Below are 22,832 nucleotides of genomic sequence, written 5' to 3' on the forward strand. Positions count from 1 at the left end.
AAAGCACATGGCACTTCCGCGCAAGCTCAAACACATGAATCTGTTTAACGACGGCCTGAGCTATCTCGGCGTCGTGAAGTCGGTCACTCTGCCGAAGCTGACCCGCAAGCTGGAGAACTATCGCGGCGCCGGCATGAACGGCAGCGCCCCGGTTGATTTCGGTCTCGATGACGACGCGCTCTCGATGGAGTGGACGCTCGGGGGCTTTCCCGATGAGTCCATCTGGTCGCAGTACGGCGCCGCCGGTGCCAACTCGGTAGCCCTGCGCTTTGCCGGCTCCTACCAGCGTGACGACACCGGCGAAACGGTGGCCGTCGAGGTGGTGATGCGTGGCCGTCATAAGGAAATCGACGGCGGCGAAAGTAAACAGGGCGAAGACACTGAAACCAAAATCAGCACGCAGTGCACCTATTTCAAGCTCACCATGAACGGCAAGGAGCTTGTTGAAATCGACACCGTGAACATGGTGGAGAAGGTGAACGGCGTCGACCGTCTGGAGCAGCACCGCCGCAATATCGGGCTGGCCTGATGTAACCCGGTCAGCCTCTGCTGGCCGGCTCTTTTAACCTATCCATAAAGCGAGAACGTCATGACTCAAACTAATGAAAATACCGTCACCCTGGTAAACCCGGTTAAACGTGGCGAGCAGGAAATCAGCACCCTTACCGTTATCAAACCCAATGCCGGCACGCTGCGCGGCGTGGGGCTGGCCGCGCTGGCAACCTGTGAAGTGGATGCGCTGATTAAGGTGCTGCCGCGTATGACCTATCCGAACCTCACCGAGCAGGAAGTCATCGCGCTGGAGCTGCCCGACCTGATGGCGCTCGCCGGGAAGGTTGTCGGTTTTTTGTCGCCGACTTCGGAAGCCTGACGTTCCCGGAACATTTTTCGACGGACGATCTGATAGCGGATATCGCGGTGATTTTTCACTGGCCGCTGTCAGAGCTCTTTTCCCTGAGCGTGTCCGAGCTCATCACATGGCGCGAAAAGGCGCTCCAGCGAAGCGGAAACATGAATGAGTGAAAACGTAAAGCTACAGGTCTTTCTGAAGGCGGTAGACCAGGCAACGCGCCCGTTTAAGCACATCGAGACGGCGAGCAAAGCGCTCTCGGGTGAAATTCGCGGCACGCAGAAAACCCTGCGCGAGCTTAACGCGCAGGCCGGGAAAATTGACGGCTTTCGCAAGGCCAGCGCGCAGCTGGCGGTGACCGGGCAGTCGCTGCAGAAAGCGAAGGCGGAAGCGGAAGCGCTGGCGGCGCAGTTCAGAAACACCGAAAAGCCGACGCTGGCGCAGGGCCGCGCGATGGAATCCGCGAAACGCAAGGCGGAGTCGCTCCAGGCCAAATACAACAGCCTGAGCCAGTCGGTCGTGCGCCAGAAAGACGAACTCGGGAAAGCCGGGATTAATACCCGCAACCTGGCCGCCGGTGAGCAGCGCCTGAAAACCAGCATCAGCGAAACCACGGCGCAGCTTGCCAGGCAGCGCGAGGCGCTTGCCCGCGTCAGTGCGCAGCAGGAAAAGCTGAACGCGGTCAAGGCGCGCTACCAGAAAGGCAAGGAGCTTGCCGGCAGTGCCGCCGGCGCCGGCGCCGCTGCCGTGGGGATGGCGACAACCGGCATTGTGGCCGGCACGGCGCTGATGCGCCCCGGTTATGAGTTTGCGCAGAAAAACTCCGAGCTTCAGGCTGTGCTCGGCGTGGAAAAGCAATCAGCGGAAATGCAGGCGCTGCGTAACCAGGCGCGCCAGCTCGGCGACCACACCGCCGCCTCGGCGGATGATGCGGCGGCCGCGCAGATTATCATTGCCAAAGCGGGTGGCAATGCGGCAGCTATTCAGGCGGCAACGCCCGTCACGCTGAATATGTCGCTCGCCAACCGCCAGACGATGGAGGAAAACGCGCAGTTACTGCTGGGTACAAAAAACGCCTTCCAGTTATCGAATGACAAGGTTGCTCATATTGGCGACGTGCTTTCCGCCACGATGAACAAATCGGCCGCTGATTTTCAGGGGCTAAGCGATGCAATGACCTATCTGGCACCCGTTGCGCGTGCCGCCGGGGTCAGCCTCGAAGAAGCCGCAGCAATGACGGGCGTGCTTCACGATAACAACATTACTGGCTCTATGGCAGGCACGGGGAGCTCGGCGGTAGTCACCCGATTACAGGCTCCTACGGGTGAGGCTTTCAACGCGCTAAAAGAGCTGGGGATTCAGACCGCCGACAGCAAAGGCAATATGCGGCCTGTCTTTACCATCCTGAAGGAAATCAACGCGAGCTTTGCCCGGCATAAGCTCGGGAACGCGCAGCAGGGCGAATACCTTAAAACCATTTTTGGCGAGGAAGCGCTTAAGTCAGCGAATGCTCTTTTGCAGGGCGCGACTTCCGGAAAGCTCGATAAGCTGGCCGCAGCGCTGAAAGCATCCGACGGGAAAACGGAGGAGCTGGTCAAGGTGATGCAGGACAACCTCGGCGGCGATTTTAAAGAGTTTCAGTCGGCATATGAGGCGGTCGGCACAGACCTTTTCGACCAGCAGGAAAGCTCACTGCGCAAACTGGTGCAAACCGCCACCCGCTACGTACTGCGTCTCGATAACTGGATTAAAAACAACAAGGCGCTGGCAGGCACCTTAACCACGATTGCCGGCGTGGCAACCGCCGTGATTGGCGTCGTGGGGGCTATCGGGCTGGTTGCCTGGCCGGTTATTACCGGGATAAACGCGATCATCGCGGTGGCCGGCAGTCTCGGCACTATCTTCACCGCCGTCGGGGGCGCGATTGCCACCGCCATTGGCGCGCTCACCTGGCCGATTGTGGCCGTGGTGGCGGCCATCGTCGCCGGCGCGCTCCTGATCCGTAAATACTGGCAACCCATCAGCGCCTTTTTCGGCGGTGTGATGGACGGCCTGCGCGCAGCATTCGGGCCGGTGGGCGAGCTGTTCGCGCCGTTCAAACCGGTATTTACCTGGCTCGGTGAAAAGCTCCAGGCGGTGTGGCAGTGGTTTAAAAACCTTATCGAGCCGGTGCAGTCGAGTAAGGAAACGCTCGACAACTGCCGCAGCGCCGGTGAGCGCTTCGGTAAGGGGCTCGCCGATGCGCTGCTGCTGCCGCTTAAGGCTTTTGACAAGCTGCGCGAAGGCATTACGTGGGTGCTGGAAAAGCTCGGCATCGTTAACAAGGAATCCGACGCGCTCGATGCCAGAGCCGAAAAGGCAAATGCGGTCGCCTCGCGTGCAGGCGGTATGAGTGGTGCAGCGGCGGCACATGTGCCGGCGGGCATGTTCGGCCAGTCACCGGCCTATCAGGCTTATCAGCCGGTCAGCGCGGCGGGTGGGCGTTCTTATATCGACCAGAGCCGCAACCACTACAACATTTCTGTAGCCGGCGGTGCGGGTGCCGGCGGCGCGCCTCTTGCCCAGCAGATGCGCGAGGAGCTGGAGCGTATCGAACGGGAGAAGCGCGCACGCAGCCGCGCCAGTATGGGCCATGACGGTTAAGGAGACTGCACGATGATGCTTGTGCTCGGGATGTTTGTATTTATGCGGCAGACGCTGCCTTATCAGAGTATGCAGCGGTCGGTCGATTACCGGTGGCCGTCCAACAGTCGCATTGGCCGGCGGCCCTCTTTTCAGTTCCTCGGCGTGGAGGAGGAGAAAATCACGCTGAACGGCACGCTTTACCCGGAAATCACCGGCGGCAAGCTGTCGCTGAAAGCGGTCGAGCTGATGGCGGAAGAAGGCAAAGCCTGGCCGCTGATGGACGGCACCGGCGTTATTTACGGGCTGTTTGTGATTAACAGCGTGGAGACGACCGGCACCGAGTTTTTTTCTGACGGCTCGCCGCGAAAAATTGACTTCGTCCTGACGCTGACACGCGTCGATGATTCACTCGCCGCGCTTTATGGCGACCTGAGTCAGCAGGCGCAGACACTTGTCGGCAAAGCCGGCGACACCCTGCAGAAAGTGAAAACGGTGGCGGGAGGTTTTTTCTGATGCTGTCCGATTTTTACAACGGCGCCGGCGCAGGCATGACGCCGGCCTATATGCTGAGGATTAACGCGAAAGATATCACGACGGTTATCAGCGAGCGTCTCCTGAGCCTGACGCTGACCGATAACCGCGGCTTTGAGGCTGACCAGCTCGATATTGAGCTCGACGATGCCGACGGCCAGCTTGAGCTGCCGATCCGGGGAGCGGTGCTGACGCTGTTCATGGGCTGGCAGGGCGAGGCGCTTATCGGGAAAGGTGATTTTACCGTCGATGAAATCGAACACCGGGGCGCGCCGGACACCCTGACCATCCGGGCGCGCAGCGCGGATTTTCGCGGCACGCTTAACTCGCGCCGGGAGGAGTCTTACCACGACACCACACTCGGCGCCGTGGTGGAAACCATCGCCACACGCAACAAACTTAAGGCCCGGATAGCGCCTGAGCTGGCGCGTATTCCGTTGTCGCATATCGACCAGGCGCAGGAGAGCGACGCCAAATTCCTGACCCGGCTTGCGGAGCGCAACGGCGCTGAAGTGGCGATAAAAGCCGGCGTGCTGATGTTTATTAAAGCCGGTGCCGGCATGACGGCAGGTGGTAAGGCGATCCCGCAAATCACCATCACCCGCAGCGACGGTGACCGCCACCAGTTCGCCATCGCTGACCGTGGCGCCTATACCGGCGTGACGGCTAAATGGTTGCACACCAAAGACCCGAAGCCCAAAGAGGTAAAGGTAAAACGCAAGCCAAAGGTTAAGCACCTGCGCGCGCTGGAGCACCCCAAAGCCACGAAGAAGAAAAAGGAGAAGAAGGAGCCGGAGGCCAGAGAAGGCGAATACATGGCCGGCGAGGCGGATAACGTGTTTGTACTGACGACAACTTACGCCTCAAAAGCCCAGGCGATGCGTGCGGCCCAGGCGAAGTGGGATAAGTTACAGCGCGGCGTGGCGGAGTTTTCCATCACTCTGGCGCGCGGCCGCGCCGAGCTTTACCCGGAAACGCCGGCAAAGGTGAGCGGCTTTAAGCGCATCATAGACGAGCAGGACTGGACGATCACAAAGGTAACGCATTCGCTTAATAACAGCGGTTTTGTTACAGCGCTGGAACTGGAGGTAAAGCTGTCAGATGTGGAATATGAAATAGAGCAGGGTGATTAAAGCAGGGTGCGTAATTCAGGTAAAAGTAACCCGTTTGCCGGGTTACTTTTTTAATGATTTATTTAGCCTTGCCGGTAAACATATGCGTATTACCCATCAGCATAACTTTGGCTGGCTTATCCATCAGCTTTCCGATCTCTGTGCAGGTGGAAAGCGGGTTCTCTAAGGTATAACCGAGCGCTTTATACTGGTTAATGACGTTCACTTCCTTAAGGCCTTTAAGTGTAGATTTGGATGCGTCTTTGCTCCATGCCAACGGGCGTATCCCGCTCATTATTACTGATTCATAAGCTTCAGATGTCATGCTGCTGCCAGGCAACGCCACGGTTAACGTGTTATCGGATTTGGAGATCTCTACCGGTTGCCACGGCTTCAGTGCTTTCTCAAGCGCTTGCTGGACGGAGTTTGCGGCGAGGGAGCTGCCGGAGATAAGGAGTAAAACCGAGGCAAGTGTTGTTTTGATAAGTGACATTTCATTCCCTATGAATTTACCAAAAAGAAAACAACCTTGTTCTCAAAAAGAGAACTAGGCGGTATTATGAGTTCACATTACAAGAGTGACGAGGTTGCCATGTTTCATTGTCCAGAATGCCAGCACGCCGCGCATGCTCGCACAAGCCGTTATCTCAGCAAGAACACCAAAGAACGTTATCACCAGTGTACTAACATCAATTGCAGTTGCACCTTCGTCACGATGGAAACAGTCGAGCGTTTCATCGTCACTCCAGCCAAAATCGATTTTGCGCCGCCGCATCCAGCGACCAATGGACAGCAACAACTCTGGCGTTAAGCAAACCCCGCTGCGGCGGGTTTTTTTATGCCTAGCGTCGCCACAACCAAAACGCTGTCGCCATTTTGCCGCCAAAGCCAAAGAAAAAGGGGCTACGCTTGCGCGTAACCCCTTGTTTTATTTGGTGGAGCTGGCGGGAGTTGAACCCGCGTCCGAAATTCCTACATCCTCGGTACTACATGCTTAGTCCAGTCTTTACATTCGCCTGGCAGCTGCGGACGGACACGCCACTACCAGACTAGCCTGATTGGTTTTAACGCTTCAACCCCAGGCAGGGTATCCACGCGATCTCTTTTAGGTTTGACCTCTCTTGATCCCCGTCCTAAGAGCGGAGGCTAGGGAGAGAGGGCTCTAAGCAGGTTATTAAGCTGCTAAAGCGTAGTTTTCGTCGTTTGCGACTATTTTTTTGCGGCTTTTTACGAGGCCAACCGCCCCTCGGCATGCACCTTGGGTTTCGCGAATCCCGTCGAATCCAGAATCAGCCCCAAAAGTGTAATGCTAAGTATAACAGAGTTTACCCATGCGTGACCAGTCCATATCGCTTCGCCTGCTGATTGCTGCTTTTTTGCGCTTTTCGTTGGGCAGCGTTGAAGTTGCATAAAAACGAGAAAGTCCTCACAAAATGATGAACTGGCTAAATATAACACTCACCTGATACCCCTTTGCTTTCCAGGTAAATAAAAGCGCATTCAAAATAGGATATATTTTTACGCTTCTTTAAAAATGCGCTTATTAATTCATTTTTGATGATTTTCATTGGCATTAATAACGGTTGTGGCCTTTTTTAAATTCCCTTTATTTAGCAATAAATTAATTGGGGTAGACCACCTTTTTTAATTATGCAACCCCTCTTTTTTTTATGATTTTTTTGCCAAACCGCACCGCGTTGCTTATACATTTTGTTAAGGTTTTGTACATATAAACCGCTTCGCTTTTCACTAAGTCGTTGTTTTTTTGTTTTTTTACAAGTATTTCAACTCGTTTCGAGTAAATACACCTCCCCGCTGCCGCCCTGTCTGGTAAGGGGTAACCCATAAGTGTCCATTAATGAACGCTTATGCAGGGCTGTGTGCTTCCCCAGTCAGAGGAAATGAAGAATGGCCGTCCAAAATAGTCTTTCGCCAACCGTCGATATTCTTAATCAGGATACGGGAAATGTAATTACTCATTATTCACAGAATGCTGACCGGGTGGTCAATTTATCCCAGACCAGCATTGTGCGAATAAATGCTTCTCCCGAAACGGTTAATTCTTACGAACGGCAGGGGAATGACCTGATTGTCCATATGAAAGACGGGACAACGGTTCGCTACCAGAATTTTTTCCATCTTGATGCGGAAGGCCAGCACAGCGAACTCATCTTTGAAGATGACAAGGGCGTGCATCATGCGCTGTTTCCGTTCGCCTCTGAACCCGGCCCGGCAGTCGCCGAGGCGATCACCCCGACGCTGGCTGACACATCGCTCGGCGCGCTCACCGGCGCAGAAGGGCTGACCACGCTCCAGGCGCTGGGCGGCATCGCGGCGATCGGCGCTATTTCCGGCGTGGCGATTGCGGCCAGCAACAGCAGCGACGGTGGCGGCAATAACGACAACAACAACGGCGGCGATAACGGCGGTGGGGACAATGGCGGCGGTGATAACGGCGGCGGTGATAACGGCGGCGGCGACAATGGCGGCGGTGAAACTCCGGACCCGGCGGAAATCGCGCTCGATCCGCTTACCGATGACAACATATTAAACAGCAGCGAAGTGTTGCAAAACCAGGTGCTGAGCGGCGTGGTGGATGCCGCCAATGCGGGCCGCACCATCACGGTTACGCTCAACGGCAACACCTACACCGGCGTTATCGGCGCCGACGGCAGCTGGAGCGTGACGCTGCCCGCGAGCGCGCTGCAAACCCTGCCACAGGGGCTCAATACCATCACCGTGACGCTGGTTGACGTCAATGGCAACACGGTGAACCAGACGGTGGATATCAACGTCGATACCGTGGCGCCCGGCTTACAGCTGATCCCGTTTACGGATGGCGTGCTGGGCGGCGAACAGGCTGCAACGACACAAATTCTGCGCGGCGCTACCGGCGTAGCGGAAGAAGGGCAAACCGTTACCGTCACGCTGAATGGCAAAACCTATACCGCGACGGTTGGCGCGGACGGCAACTGGCAGGCCGCCATTCCGTCTGCGGATCTCCTGGCGTTGCAGAACGGGCAGGAGTATGTGCTCAATGTGAGCATCACGGATCTCGCGGGCAACACCACTACCAGTGAAACGCGCTTTACCGTGAACTTTGACCGGCCGGTGCTGGCGGTGAATGATTTCACGGGAGATAACGTACTCGACGGCTCCGAGCTCGCCGTCGATCAGATCCTGAGCGGCACCACGCAGAATATCGCTTCTGGCACCGTCGTCACGGTAACGCTCAATGGTCAGAACTATTTCGCCACTGTCGGCGGCGACGGCACCTGGCAGGTGACTATCCCGAGCGGCGATCTCCAGGCGCTCGCCAATGGCACCGCGACGCTCACCGTTAGCGTGCCTGACGGCGCCGGCGCGCCGCTGACCGTTACCGATACCCTGACCGTCGATCGCACGGTTCCGTCGGTTTCAATCGCCATTCTCTCGACCGATGACTACCTCAACGCGGCAGAAGCCACCCAGCCGCTGGAAATTCGCGGCGTCACTACCGTGACCGGGCCGGGCGCGCAGGTAACGGTGACGTTTAACGATAAAACCTACACCGCCGTGCTGGACAGCGCAGGCAACTGGAGCGTGCTCATTCCGGCGGCGGATCTGGCGACGCTGCCGGATGGCCCGCGCACCGTGACGGCGACCGTCACGTCCGGGCAGACCACGGCCACGGCGGATCGCGTGATAAACGTCGAGATTAACGATCTGCCTGATCCCACCATCGTCACGCCGTTCGGCGACGGCGTGCTGAGCGCGGCGGATCTGCAGCAGAACCAGACGCTCACCGGCAACACGGGCGTCAGCGGCAGCGGCCAGACGGTCACCGTACAGCTCGGCAGCCAGACGTTTACCACCACGGCAGGGGCTGACGGCGGCTGGAGCGTAACCATTCCCGCCTCGCAGCTGCAAACGCTGCCGCCAGGGCAGACGCCCATCGTGGTTACGGTCACAGACGGCGCAGGCAACAGCGCCAGCGCCAGTTCAAGTGTGACTGTCGACAGCACGCCGCCCGCGCTCTCGCTCTATGCGCTGACCGACGACGGCAAGCTGAATGCCCAGGAGCTGACCACCAATCAGGTGCTCTCCGGCAACAGCTCTGAAGCGGGGCAGACCGTCACCGTTACTCTCAATGGCCAGACATACACCACCACCACCGGCAGCGACGGCAACTGGCAAATCACGCTGCCTGCCGCCGATCTTGGTAATCTTGCGTCTGGCGCCAACGCGATTGTGGTTACCACCACCGACGCGGCGGGCAACACCGCGCAGGTCACCGATTCGCTGAACGTAAAAACCACCCAGCCGTCCGTTATCGTCACGCCGTTCACCGGCGATAACGCGCTGGATGCGGCGGAGATAAAAACCGCGCAGCCGTTACAGGGCAGCGTGACCAACGCCGAACCGGGCAGCGTGGTGACGGTGGCTATCGGCGCATGGAGCACCACGGCGACGGTGGACGCGGCGGGCAACTGGCGCGTGGATGTGCCTGCGGTGGTGCTTCAGGGGCTGGCGAATGGCGATAACGTCATTCAGGTGAGCGTCACCGATACCTGGAACCAGACGACGACGATACCGGCGCCCATCACGGTGGATACCGCGGCGTCCGGCGTCGCCATCAGTATTATTTCCGATGATGATTTTATTAACCGTACCGAAGCGGATTCGCCGTTAACCATTCGCGGCACCAGCGCCGGGCTCCCGGCCAATACCGACATCACCGTCACGCTCAACGGCATCAACTACACCGCGACGGTCGACGCCAGCGGCAACTGGCAGACCACCGTACTGGCGGCCGATTTGCAGGGGCTGGCGGATGGTAACTATGAAGTCACCGCCACCGCGCAGCAGGGCGGCGTCAGCGACAGCCATACGCTGACCGTTATTATCAACAACCTCCCGGATACCACCATCGATCCGCTGTTTACTGACGGCACTTTAAGCCAGGCGGAAGCGGGCGTGGATCAGGTACTGACCGGTAAAACGGGCGTTACCGGCGCAGGCCAGGCGGTGACGGTCACCCTTAACGGTCAGGCGTATCAGGGCACGGTGGACGCGAACGGCAACTGGTCAGTGACGCTGCCTTCCGGCGCGCTGGATGCCCTCACCGGTAATGATTCGCCGGTGCCGCTGCAAATCGTCGTGCGCGATGCGGCGGGCAACAGCCAGACCACCACCACCGATTTTACCGTCGATATTGAAGCGCCGACGCTGACGATTAATCCGTTCGCGCAGGATGACGCGCTGAACATCACCGAAGCAAGCCAGGCGCAGGCGTTCTCCGGGGTCGCGACAGGCGCGGCGCAGGGCGACGCTATCGCCGTCACGCTGAACGGGAAAACCTATACCACGACGGTGACCGGCGCGAACGGCGAATGGTCAGTGAATATTCCGGCGGCGGATCTCCAGGCGCTGCCGAACGGCCAGGCGCAGTTTAACGTGACGGTGACCGATGCCGCAGGCAACACCTCAACCGCCACGCGCCCGATTACCGTCGCGGTCGATCCGGCGCGCGCGCCGCTGTTGACCCTCGATCCGATCGGGGGCGACGGCGTGATTGACGCCGGCGAGCGCGCCAGCGGCGTGACGCTGAGCGGCACCGCCACCAACGTCACTGCAGGCCAAACCGTCACTATTACGCTTGGCAATGACACCTTCACCGGCGTGGTGGATTCCGCTGGTCGCTGGGAGGTGAACCTGCCAGCCGACGCCTTAACGGGCCTGGCCAACGGCACTTACACCATCACGGCGGCGGTGAGTGATGCGGCGGGCAACAGCGTCAGTCTCGATCGCGGCTTTAGCGTCGACACCGATATCAGCGCGCTGACGGTCGCGCCGGTGACCGGCGATAACCGCGTCTCGCTTGACGATATCGCAGGCGGCCTGGTGCTGAGCGGCAGCAGCGTGAACTTCGCGCCGCAAACCACGCTCACGATTACGCTCAACGGCAAGCAATACACCGCCGCCACCGGCCCCGACGGCAGCTGGAGCGTCACCGTACCGCGCGTCGACGCGCTGGATATCAGCGACGGCAAAGCGACGCTGACCGTGTCCGGCGCCGATGAAAACGGCGCGGTCGTCTCCGGTAACCAGAGCTTTACCATCATCACCACCGACCTGCCGGACGTGACGCTGAATACGCCGTTTACCGACGGCATCATCAGCGCCGCTGAAGTGAGCGCAGGCGGCGCGCTGAGCGGCTCTACCGGCGTGAACGGCGCAGGGCAAACCGTCACCGTACAGTTTAACGGCGCGACCTATAACGCCGTCGTGGACAGCAGCGGCAACTGGGCCGTCACGCTGCCGCCTGCTGCGCTGCAAGGGCTGACAGAAGGCGAGACGCCGCTGGTCGTTACCGCGACCGACGCTGCGGGCAACCAGAACACGTCGCAAAGCACTATCACGGTCGATCTCTCCGCGCCAGTGCTCACCGTGAACGACATCACCGCCGATAACATCGTCAACGCCACGGAAGCGGCGCAGCCGCTCACCATCAGCGGCAGCGCGACGCCATACGATCCGCAAAACCCGCAAACCGTGCAGGTACAGATAGGCGGGCAAAGTTACAGCGCGCTGGTGCAGAGCGACGGCACCTGGAGCGTGACGCTGCCTGCGGGCGCGCTCACCACGCTGCCGGATGGTCCGGTCAGCGTTATCGCGACCGTCAGCGACGCGGCGGGCAATACGTCGAGCGAAAGAGTCTCGCTGACGCTGGATGCGTCGCCGGTGAACGCGCCGCTGGTGGCGGTCAACACCGTAGCGACCGATAACTTTATCAACGCCACGGAGGCGCAGTCGCCGCTGCAAATTACCGGCACCACCACCCGCGTGGAGGCGGGACAGACCGTGAGCGTCACTCTGAACGGGCAGACGTACACGGGCGAGGTGCAGCCGAACGGCACCTGGAGCGTGACGGTACCCAACGCGGCGCTGGCGCAGGTCGCCGACGGACAGCAGATTATCGGGGTGACGGTGACGGACGCCTCAGGCAACCAGGCGTTTGTCCAGTATCCGGTCACCTTTACGGCTCAGCCGGGCTCGCAGCCGCAGCTGACGCTAAACGCCATTGCGGGCGACGACATCATCAACAGCCAGGAGAGCGGTCAGGATCTGGCCATCACTGGCACCTCGCTGAATCTCGCGCCGGGCACGATCGTCAGCGTGGTGTTCAATAACGTCACCTATACCGGCACCACCGGGGCTAACGGCCAGTGGAGCGTGACGGTGCCGGCTTCGGCGCTCTCCGCTTTGCCGGATGACGCCTATACCGTCACGGCCACCGCCCGCGACGCGGCGCAAAACACCGCTACCGACAGCAGTTCTGTGTCTGTCGATACCACCGTGCCCGCTAACGGCCTCAACCCTGGCAGCTTCCTGGACGACGGCATTCTGAACGTCAGCGAATCGCTGACCGAGCAGACGCTCGGCGGCACCACAACGGCGGGCTCGACGGTTGAACTGGTTATCGGCGGGCAGACCCTCTCTACGGTGGCGGGCAATGACGGCACCTGGAGTATCACCATTCCGGCGGCGCAGTTGCAGGCGCTGGATAACGGGCCGCAGCAACTGACGCTCAACGTCACCGCGCCGAACGGCAATACCAGCACGCTGCCGCTGCCGGTCACGGTCGGTAACGACACCGTACCGACCGTCGCCATCGGCACCGTCTTCACCGACGGGCTGATTAACCTGGCCGAAATTCAGAGCGGCGGGGTGATTAGCGGCACCTCGACCGGCCTTGCGCAAGGCACGCCGATTGTGGTCACTATTGGCGATGTCAGGCTGGACGGCACCATTGGCGCGGGCGGCGCATGGCAGATTAACGTCGGCGCGGATGCGCTGGATGCGCTGCAAAACGGCCAGTACGCGCTGAACGTCACCGCGCAGGATCAGTATGGCAACCCGGCGACGGCGGGCGTGGAGGTGGACGTGCTGCGTACCCTGCCGACGGCGGCCGTACCGGATCCGCTCTTTGGCGACAGCAGCATCAATCAGAGTGAAGCCGCGCTCGGCCAGCAGCTCACCGGCAATACCGGGCTGACCGGCGCGGGTCAGACGGTGCAAATCACTATCGACGGCGGCCAGCCGATTACCGGCACCGTGGATAACAACGGCAACTGGACCGTGGCGCTGACGCCTGCGCAGATAGATGCGCTGGCGGAGGGCAATCACACCCTCTCTGTCACCGTGTCTGACCGCGCGGGCAACAGCGTGACCAGCCCGGATACCGCCTTTACCGTCTATGCCGATCCGCTCCCGACGCCGGTGGTGACAGTACCGTTTACCGATGGCGTGCTCAATGCCGCCGAAGCTGCTGCGGGCGGCACGCTCAGCGGGACGACGGATCTGCCTGCTGGCCGCATTTCTACGGTGATGGTGAGCCTTAATAACGGGGCGATGGCGCAGGCCACCGTCGATGCCGACGGCAACTGGTCGCTGCCGCTCACGCCTGCGCAGTTGCAAGCGCTGCCGGATGGCGCAATCCCTGTCACTGTGGTCGTCACCGATACGGCGGGCAACACCAACACCGGCACCACCAGCTTTGAAGCGCGCGTTAACGCCGTGCCGGACGCCACCATCAACACGCCGTTTATCGACGGCGCGCTCAATAACGCCGAGGCGGGCGCGGCCCAGACGATCACCGGCAGCACCGGCGTCAGCGGGGCGGGCCAGACGGTAGCGATTGTGCTGAACGGCACCACCTACACCGGGACGGTGCTGGAGAACGGCGACTGGTCGGTGACCCTGCCGTCCACGGCGTTTACAGGCCTGACGCCGGGCAGTACGCAAAACTTTGATGTTAACGTTAGCGACGCTTACGGCAATGCTGATAGCCAGCCGGGCTCGTTCCAGGTTCAGACGCAACTGCCGACGCCTGTGGCGACCACGCTGTTTGGCGACAACGACATTCTGAACATCAGCGAAGCCAACGGGGCGCTGACGCTTGCCGGCACGACGGGTATTACGGGCAACAACCAGTATGTGACGGTGACTATCGACGTTAACGGCACCACCTATGTGGCGAATGTTGATAACGCAGGCAACTGGACGCTGCCGCTCCCGGCGGGCGCGCTCTCCGGGCTGACGCCGGGCGAACACACGCTGACCATTGTGGCGCAGGATAACTTCGGTAATAGCAAGGGTATTGACGTGACATTCCAGGCCGCGCTGACGCCGCCGCAGGTGGCGCTCACCCAGCCCCTGTTTGGCGATGGCTACGTCAATATCACCGAGGCGGGGGCCGCCAGCGCCATTAGCGGCACGCTGACCAGCGATCTCCCGGCGGGCAGCCAGATAACCGTTACCCTTGGCAATCAGACGTTCGGGCCTGATCGTGTGACCGTCACCGGCAACACCTGGACGCTGAATCTTACGGCAGATGACTGGGCGGGCGTACCCAACGGCCTCCAGTCAGTGAATGTGACTCTGGTGGATGGCGCGGGCAATACCGCCGCCGCCAGCGCGCCGCTCTATGTGTCGCTTGCCGCGCCGACGCTCGCCATCGACGCACCGTTTGGCGGCGATGGTCTGAGCGGGGCGGAGAGCCAGCAGACCCAGACCATCACGGGTACGGTGACCAACGTCGAGCCGGGGCAGACCATCACGGTCACGCTCGCAGGCCAGACCTTCACCACCACGGTCCAGAACGGCAATACCTGGTCGCTTCAGCTTTCTCCGGCGCAACTGGCGACGCTTACGAACGGCACCGAACAGCTCACCGCCACGGTGACTGATAAAGCAGGCAACGTCGCGACCGCGCCTGCGGTGAATGTAGAGATCGACACCACGCCGCCCGCCGTCGCTGTCGCCATCAACCCGGTGGCGGGCGATAACATCATTAACGCGGGCGAGCTGGGCGATGCGGTGACCATTTCCGGCACCACGCTTGGCGGCGTGACGGAAGTGACGGTGCAGATTAACGGCGCGACCGTCGGCACGGCGACCGTTCAGCCGGACGGCAGCTGGTCGCTGGATGTGCCCGCCACGCAGTTCCCGGATCAGGGCAACTACACCATCGTTGCGACGACCGACGGTGCCACGCCTGCCGCCACCAACGTAACGGTGACGCTGGATACCGTGGCGCCGGATGTCACTATCAGCGCTGTCGCCGGCGATAACATTATCGACGCCACCGAAGCCAGTCAGCCGCTGGTGCTGAGCGGCACCGCCAGCACCTCCGAAGCGGGGCGTCAGGTTACCGTCACGTTCAACGGGCAAACCTACTATGCCGTGGTGGGCAACGATGGCGCGTGGAACATCACCGTGCCGCAAAGCGCGCTCAACGGGCTGTCTGACGGGACTTACCCGGTCACCGCGACGCTGACCGATGCGGCGGGCAATACCGACACCGCCACCCGTAACGTCACGCTGGATGCCACCGGGCCGCTGCTGACCGTGGACGCCGCAGGCGTGCCTGCGGTGCTTAACACGGTGAATGCGGCGGGGGGCCTGCTGTTGCAGGGCACCGGCGAGCCGGGCCAGACCGTCACGCTGCGTCTCGGCCCGTTGACCGAAACCGCCACCGTGGATCAGAACGGCAACTGGAAATACACCTTCCCGCAACTGGATCTCACTACCCTGACCGACGGCGCGCAGGTCATCAACATCTCCTCCACCGACGCGCAGGGCAACACGTCCACCAATAACGTGGCGCTGAACGTGGCGCTGAATCAAGGTCTTGGCATCCTGGTGAACGATCTGTTCGGCGGCGACGGCATCCTGAACGTGGCGGAATCGCTGGTGACGCAGACGCTGACCGGTCAGTTGAGCGGCGACTACCGCGGCGCGACGGTGACGGCAACGCTCGTCGGCACGAATGTGAACATTCCGCTGAACGCGCTGGTGGCTGGCGACGGACGCATTTCGGTCGATTTCCCGCCAAGCCTCTGGCAGGGCATTGTCGATAACACCCTCCAGGTGCAGCTCAACGTCACCGACGCCTTTGGCAACGTGCGTAACGAAATTATCGACATCAACCTCGCGCTGACCGATGTCCCGGTGGTAAGTCAGGTGCTGGTCGGCACCGATAACCTGATTAACTTTGCCGAGAGCGCCGTTAACCAGACCATCAGCGGCGTCGTCAGCAATGCGGAAAATGTCTCGTCGATTATTGTTAACTTCGCAGGTCAGCGCCTGACGGCGGTGGTGGATGAGGCCGGACGCTGGACGGCGACGCTGCCGTCCACGCTGCTCGGCGCGCTGCCGGATGGGCAGGCCGCGCTGCAGGTGGTGGTGACCGATAATGCGGGTAACGTCAATACCACTGGCGCGACTTTTAACGTCGCGATTAATAACCTGCCGACCATTAATATCGGCTCGCTGTTCGGCGACGGCACGCTGAGCATTCCTGAACTGTTGCAGGGCGTGCTGAGCGGCACCACGACGGGCCTCGCCGGGCAGACGATCACCATTCAGATCGGCAACACGCCAGCCTTTACGGCGACGGTCGGCCCGAACGGCGTCTGGAGCGTCAACCTGCCGGAAGCCGTACAAAGCGCGCTGACAGGGTTAGCGACCGGAAACCAGACGGTGACCGTGAGCGCGTCTGACGCCAGCGGCAATACCGCCTCCGCGACGGGCTCGCTGACGCTGGATCTGGTGGCGCCTGCGCTCACCTCGCTCTCGGTCTTCGGCGACGGCCTGCTGAATGCCACTGAGGCGCTGGTCAGCCAGACGATTTCGGGCGTGGTGACTAACGCGACGGCAGGCTCCAGCGTCAGTGTGGCGCTCGGTTCACGCACCTTTACCGGCACGGTAGGCACCGGTGGGCGCTTTACTATTCAGCTTAACCCGACCGATCTCGCCTCGCTGGCGGAAGGCTCACTGACGCCGCGCGTCACTATCACGACGCCGGACGGCAATACCACAACGGTTAACGGCGCGCCGGTAGTGGTGGGCATTACCTCGCTGCCGACGGTCGCCATTAATACGCTTTTTGGCGGCGACGGCTGGCTGAACGCGACGGAAGCGAACGCCGGACAGCTCATTACCGGCACCAGTAATCTCGCGAGCGGTACGGTCACGCTTAACGTGGGCGGTAACACCTTTACGGGGGCCATTACTAACGGCGCCTGGTCGGTGAATGTCCCGGCCGCGACGCTGAAAGGTCTTCAGGACGGCACGCTGACGGTCAGCGCCAGCGTTACCGACCCGGTGGGCAACGTGGCGACCGGCTCGCAGGTGGTGAGCGCGATTGTCCAGGCGCTGCCGCAGGTGGCGGTGAACCCTGTCTTTGGCGACAGCAACCTGAGCCTGAGCGATTTGCTCAGCCCGCAGCTTATTAGCGGGACCGCCACCAATCTGGCGGCGGGCAGCGCGCTGACGGTCAAACTGGGCGCGCTGACGTTTAACACCACGGTGCGCGCCGACGGCACCTGGCAAGTCTCGGTGCCGACCACCTCTCTTCAGGGGCTGACCGACGGCCCGCTCAGCGTTACCGTGACGGCGCGCGATGCGGCAGGCAACACCGCCAGCGCCAGCGGCGGGCTGACGGTGAACATCGGCGCGCTGCCGACGCTCGCCATCACCTCGCTGTTTGGCGATAACGGCCTTAACGCCACCGATATCCTGAGCGCCCAGACCATTACCGGCACCAGCACCAACGCTGTAGGCTCGCAGGTCACGGTGTCGCTCGGCGGTAAAAACTACGTCACGACGGTCGGTAACGACGGCACCTGGCAGTTGTCGGTGCCGAAAACCGATCTCAGCGGGCTGCTCGACGGCACGCTGACGGTCAACGCCAGCGTCACCAACCCGGCGGGCAACAGCACCAGCACCAGCGGCGTGCTGAATGTGATCACTCACTCGCTGCCGACCGTGTCGCTCACCTCGCTGTTCGGCAACGACGGTTATCTCAACGTCAGCGAAGCGGGCAGCGGCCAGACCATCAGCGGGAAAATCAGCGGCGCGGCGGATGGCGCGACGGTGAAAGTGACGCTCGGCACCAACACCTATAACGCGACGGTCGGCAGCGACGGCACCTGGACGCTGCCGGTCACCAGCACTATTTTGCAGGGGCTGAACAGCGGCGCGCTGAAAGTGGGCGTGTCGGTGACGGACAAAGTGGGCAACGTTAACAGCACCAGCAGCGACGTAACGGTGAAACTCACGACCCCGACGCTGTCGTTTACGCCGCTGGCAAGCCTTAACCCGCTCACGCTGCTCTCGACCGGGCTGACGCTGCGCGGCGGCTCCACTAACCTGGCGCCGGGCTCGGTGGTGCATCTCTCGCTGCTGAACGGGACGGTTAACACCACGGCGCTGACCGACAGCAACGGCAACTGGTCCACCACGCTCGGCCTGGGGCTGAATATTCTGCAACTGCTGTCGCTCTCCAGCGTTCTGAATATTTACGCTACCGATGTGGCGGGCAACACCGGCTACCTTAACGTCGGTCTCGGCGGGCAGATTATCTCTACCACCAATCCGAACCCGACGTTCGCGGCCATGAGCGTCGAGCACGAGGCCTCGCTGCTCGCGCTTTCCGATGAGAATAGCCAGACCGCGACGCAGACCGACAGTCAGCAAACCGCCGCGACGGCGAAAATCGCCGCTGTCGCCGCGATCACAGAAACGAATAATGAGGACAGCACTACCCCGGCGGACGACAGCGCCAGCGTGACGGGTGGCTATACTATTGGCGGGATCAGCATCGATCTCGCCGACGGCACCAGCTATAGCGGCGAATCGGTGCAGGGCAGCAGTGGCAGCGACACGATTCACCTCGCCACGCTCGGCTTTGCGTCGCTCGACGGCGGCGCGGGGACCGACACGCTGGTTATCGATGGCGTCAATATCAAACTCGACCTGACCGCGCAGAGCGGCCAGATCCAGCACATCGAGATCGTCGATCTCGGCAAGTCCGGCACCAACAGCCTGACGCTGGATCTGCACCAGGCGCTGACCTTAACCGACAAGCCGGAAGACGATCTGCTCGTCAAAGGCGTGAACGGGGATCAGGTCACTCTGGTGAAAGGCGGCAGCGATATCTGGGAAGTGAGCGGACAGCGGGAAGTGGACGGCCTGCAGTTCGACGTCTGGCATAACAGTTCGCAAAGCAACACTCTGGGAGATGTTCTGATCCAGCACGGACTGCACGTCAATATGGTCTAACGCCACGGTGCCTCAGGGATGAGGCGCCTGCGTCATTTTAACAATATCACCGGCCGCGCAGACGGCATCATCAAGGTGGAACAGGATGCACAACAACACAATGCGCTACAGGCGGCTGGCATTGCTGCTGACCACGGTCTTTTTAAGTTTTCCCGCCGTTTCACAAGAGGAGATAGCCTGGCAGACGGCCCCAAGCGAGCAGCTACAGGCGCAGCTCACCATAAAAGAAGCCATTCTTCGCGCTTTTGCGCGTAACCCCAAAATCGCACAGGCCGCGGCGCAAATCCGCGTCGGCAAGGCCAATCTGGAAGAGGCGCAGAGCGCCTGGTTCCCGCAAGTCTCCTTACAGGGCAATGTCGGGCGCAACCATCGCACCGACTCCTCAGGCTCCCTCAACAGTAACGCCGCAGGCGGCGTGAACCTCAAACAGCTGCTCTACGATTTCGGCAAGACCGGCGGCAGTATCGACGAGCAGGAGAATCTCTCCGAGGCCTACCGCTTTCAGCTTTACGACACGCTGAATCAGGTCGGGATGCAGACGCTCCAGGCGTATTTACAGGTGCGTCGTTACCAGAGCCTCGCGGCGGCGGCCGAGCGAAATCTGACATCGCTGCGTTCGGTACAGAACATGGCGGATTTACGCGCAGAAGCCGGGCTCAGCACCCAGTCTGACGTGTTGCAGGCGCAAAGCCGCATCGCCGGAATGAACGCCACGTTTGAGCAATATCGCGCCCAGGCCCGTTCGGCCCAGGCGGCGTTAAGCGTGCTTACCGGCGTGGTGGCCGACACGCTGCCGGATCTGCCGGAGGATTTGCTGCGCCAGCCGATCACGCTCAAATCGCTGCCTTATGAACAGACCAACGCGGTGCGCGCCGCTCAGGCCAAACAGCTGGCCGCCGAACAGCGCATCCGCCAGGCGCAGGCCCAGCACTGGCCGACGGTATCGGTGCAGGCCGGGCGCACGCGCTACCAGAACGATAATGCCAACTACTGGGATGATCAGGTGCAGCTGGTGGTGGACGCGCCGGTCTATCAGGGCGGCGCCGTGAGCGCCCGCGTGGAGGCGGCAGAAGGCGATCGCGCCAGCGCGCGCGCGCGGATGTCGAGGCGAGCAAGCTTGATATTAACCAGAAAGCCGCCACCGCCTGGGCCGATCTGACCGGCGCGCAGCAGCGCCAGCAGGCGGGTGAACAGCAAATAGCCAGCGCCGGGCACGCCCGCGAGGTGTACCGCGATGAATACCGGCTCAGCAAACGCAGCCTTAACGATCTTCTGAGCATCGAACAGGATGTTTTCCAGGCCGACACGCTCGCCATTACCGCCCGCTATGACGCGTGGGATGCGGCAGTGCGCTACGCCGCCGCGGTGGATAACCTGCTCGATATGCTCGGCATTGAACGCGCCCGCATGACCGGCGATACCCTGCCGTCGCTGTAAGCGCGGCACTTTAAGGAGTAGCGATGTCCCAGATCCCCGATACCGAAAGCTGGATCCGCGCCATGACGCGCGCGGCCGGGCGCTTCGGACTGCCCGCCGACGCGCCGGCGGTGCGCCAGCAGATGCGCTGGTTTGAAAATTTGCCGCTGGAGCCGCGACTCGACCGGCTCGCGGCGCTGATGGGCTTACAGGTGCGCCTGACGCCCATTAAAAATATGCGCTGGAACAGCCAGACGCTGCCGGTCATCGTGCAGCTGGAAGAGGGCGGGTTGATGCTGCTGGAAGCGATCGACGCCGACGGCGTGGTGACTTACTGGCTGAGCGAGGGCGGCGACCTGGTGCGCGAAGAACCGCTGGAGGCGCTGCTAAAGCGCGTTAAACCCGACGTGGCGCTGCTCGGTATCGCCGCGCGCGGGCGCGACGCGCGCATCGATGATTTCACCCGTCCTTATGAACAACACTGGTTCTGGCGCCACTTCCGGCACACCGGACGTAAGCTTGCGGAGATTTCGCTGGCGTCGGTGCTCGGCAACGTGCTGGCGCTGGCAGGCATTCTGTTCTCGATGCAGGTCTATGACCGCGTGATCCCGGCGGAGTCGTTCCCGACGCTGTGGGTGCTGTTCTTCGGGGTGCTGCTGGCGGCGCTGTTTGAGTTTTTCATTCGCCTTGCCCGCACGCACGTTTCCGACATCATGGGCAAGCATATCGATCTCAATGTATCGTCGCTGTTTTATGCCCGCGCGATGGCGATTAAAAACGACGAACGGCCAAAATCTACCGGATCGTTTATCTCACAGCTGCGTGAAATCGATCAGGTGCGCGAGCTGCTGACCTCCACGACCGTCGGCGCGGCGATGGATATTCCGTTCGTGCTGCTGTTTCTCGGGATCATGGCGCTGGTGGGCGGGCAACTGGTGGCGATCCCGCTTATCGCGATCCCGCTGATTGTGATCCCGGGGCTTTTGATCCAGTGGCCGATGGCAAAGCTCGCCAAAGAGGGGATGCGCGAGAGCGCTATCCGCAATGCCGTGCTGGTGGAGTCGATCGAGGGCGTTGAAGATATTAAAGCGCTGCAGGCGGAGCCCTATTTTCAGCGTCAGTGGGAACACACGCACAGCGTCGGCGCGAGCATCGGCATGAAGCAGCGCGTCTGGGGCGCGCGCTTAAGCGGCTGGGCCTCGACGGTGCAGCAAATTACCTACGCCGGCATGCTGGTATTCGGCAGTTATCTGGTGCTCGACGGGCAAATCACCACCGGGACGCTGGTGGCGTGCAGCCTGCTTTCTTCACGCACGCTGGCGCCGTTAATGCAGCTGACGATGGTCTTTTCCCGCTGGCAGCACGCCAAAACCGCCATGAGCGGGCTGAATGAACTGCTGAAAAAGCCGCTCGATAAAGAAGCGGGCAGCAAGATGGCGCACTGCCCGGTGCTGGCGGGCCATTATCAGTTTCAGGATGTGCAGTACAGCTATGACAAAGAGAAGGGCGATCAGGCGCTGCTGGTCCCGTCGCTTGACATTAAGCCCGGCGAGCGTGTGGCGATCCTCGGCAAAGTGGGCGCCGGGAAATCCACCCTGCTGAAGCTGCTTTCCGGTCAGGCGCAGGCGAGCAAGGGCAAAGTGATTATCGACGGCGTGGATCTGGCGCATATCGATCCGATGGATGTGCGTCGCCAGGTGGGGTTTCTGTCGCAGGAGTCGCGGCTCTTTTTCGGTACGCTGCGCCAGAACCTGATGCTCGGGCACCCCAACGCCACGGATGCCGAGCTGTTGCAGGCGCTGCGTATCAGCGGCGCGCTCTCAATGGTGCAGCATGACGCCGCAAGCCTCGACCGGCTGATTAACGAAGGCGGGCGCGGACTTTCCGGCGGGCAGCGCCAGATGGTGTTGTTGAGCCGTCTGCTGGTGCGTAACCCGCAGATTGTGCTGCTGGATGAGCCGACCGCCTCGATGGATGAACAGCTGGAAAGCTATGTTATTCGCCAGCTTCATCAGTGGCTGACCGGCCGCACGCTGGTGCTGGTGACGCACCGCCCGGCGCTGCTGTCGCTGGTCGACCGGGTGGTGGTGATGGAGAACGGCAAAGTGGTGGCGGACGGCCCGCGCGACGCCATTTTGCAGACGGCGCAGCGCAACAGCAACGTCGCCTCGGTGGCGTAAGGAGCATTG

At 61.1% G+C, this 22,832-nt stretch carries 10 protein-coding genes, 1 other RNA gene and 1 pseudogene; 10 read left to right on the plus strand and 2 right to left on the minus strand.

Annotation, left to right across the window (positions count from 1 at the left end):
• Positions 1-7 precede the first annotated feature (7 nt).
• Genes AB8W27_RS04850 through AB8W27_RS04875 form a run of 6 tightly spaced genes read left to right on the plus strand, consistent with a single transcriptional unit; the run spans position 8 to position 5,139 of the window.
• A complete protein-coding gene (locus AB8W27_RS04850; protein ID WP_015742190.1) occupies positions 8-529 on the plus strand; it encodes a phage major tail tube protein in 522 nt (173 codons plus the stop codon).
• A gap of 60 nt (positions 530-589) precedes the next feature.
• Entirely contained in the window at positions 590-871 is a 282-nt protein-coding gene (locus AB8W27_RS04855; protein ID WP_015742189.1) for a phage tail assembly protein, read from the plus strand.
• On the plus strand, positions 868-1,023 hold the full coding sequence (locus tag AB8W27_RS04860) for a GpE family phage tail protein (protein WP_071601019.1): 156 nt from the start codon (positions 868-870) through the stop codon (positions 1,021-1,023). The genes AB8W27_RS04855 and AB8W27_RS04860 overlap by 4 nt, the downstream gene beginning before the upstream one ends.
• Complete coding sequence (locus AB8W27_RS04865; protein WP_015742188.1) at positions 1,016-3,493, plus strand: phage tail tape measure protein; 2,478 nt, start codon at positions 1,016-1,018, stop codon at positions 3,491-3,493. Before AB8W27_RS04860 ends, AB8W27_RS04865 begins: the two co-directional genes overlap by 8 nt.
• Positions 3,494-3,505: 12 nt before the next feature.
• Positions 3,506-3,988: a phage tail protein gene (locus AB8W27_RS04870; RefSeq protein ID WP_015742187.1), complete on the plus strand. Its 483-nt coding sequence runs from the start codon at positions 3,506-3,508 to the stop codon at positions 3,986-3,988.
• Positions 3,988-5,139 (plus strand): phage late control D family protein, encoded by a 1,152-nt coding sequence (locus AB8W27_RS04875; RefSeq protein ID WP_015742186.1) that lies wholly within the window; start codon positions 3,988-3,990, stop codon positions 5,137-5,139. The genes AB8W27_RS04870 and AB8W27_RS04875 overlap by 1 nt, the downstream gene beginning before the upstream one ends.
• A 58-nt stretch (positions 5,140-5,197) precedes the next feature.
• On the opposite strand, the gene AB8W27_RS04880 is transcribed toward AB8W27_RS04875, so the two are convergent.
• Positions 5,198-5,611 carry a hypothetical protein gene (locus AB8W27_RS04880; protein WP_015742185.1) on the minus strand — a complete coding sequence of 138 codons (414 nt, stop codon included), beginning with the start codon at positions 5,609-5,611 and terminating at the stop codon, positions 5,198-5,200.
• Between the two features lie 99 nt (positions 5,612-5,710).
• On the opposite strand from AB8W27_RS04880, the gene AB8W27_RS04885 reads away from it, so the two are divergent.
• Entirely contained in the window at positions 5,711-5,929 is a 219-nt protein-coding gene (locus AB8W27_RS04885; protein WP_071601018.1) for a DNA-binding transcriptional regulator, read from the plus strand.
• A gap of 122 nt (positions 5,930-6,051) precedes the next feature.
• Here the strand turns inward: AB8W27_RS04885 and ssrA are convergent.
• Positions 6,052-6,415, minus strand: a transfer-messenger RNA (tmRNA) gene (gene ssrA / locus AB8W27_RS04890).
• A 611-nt stretch (positions 6,416-7,026) separates the two neighbouring features.
• On the opposite strand from ssrA, the gene AB8W27_RS04895 reads away from it, so the two are divergent.
• The 3 genes and pseudogenes from AB8W27_RS04895 (at position 7,027) to AB8W27_RS04905 (ending at position 22,823) form a co-directional block, all read left to right on the plus strand.
• Entirely contained in the window at positions 7,027-19,227 is a 12,201-nt protein-coding gene (locus tag AB8W27_RS04895; protein ID WP_041923847.1) for an Ig-like domain-containing protein, read from the plus strand.
• 85 nt (positions 19,228-19,312) lie between these two features.
• Positions 19,313-20,664, plus strand: a pseudogene (locus tag AB8W27_RS04900) (TolC family outer membrane protein).
• Positions 20,665-20,687: 23 nt separating this feature from the next.
• The gene (locus tag AB8W27_RS04905; protein WP_015742179.1) at positions 20,688-22,823 is read left to right on the plus strand and encodes a type I secretion system permease/ATPase; all 2,136 of its coding nucleotides are present in this window, start codon (positions 20,688-20,690) and stop codon (positions 22,821-22,823) included.
• The last annotated feature ends 9 nt before the right edge of the window (positions 22,824-22,832 follow it).

It is taken from the genome of Cronobacter turicensis, assembly GCF_041222865.1.
GTDB classification, from domain to species: Bacteria; Pseudomonadota; Gammaproteobacteria; order Enterobacterales; family Enterobacteriaceae; genus Cronobacter; species Cronobacter turicensis.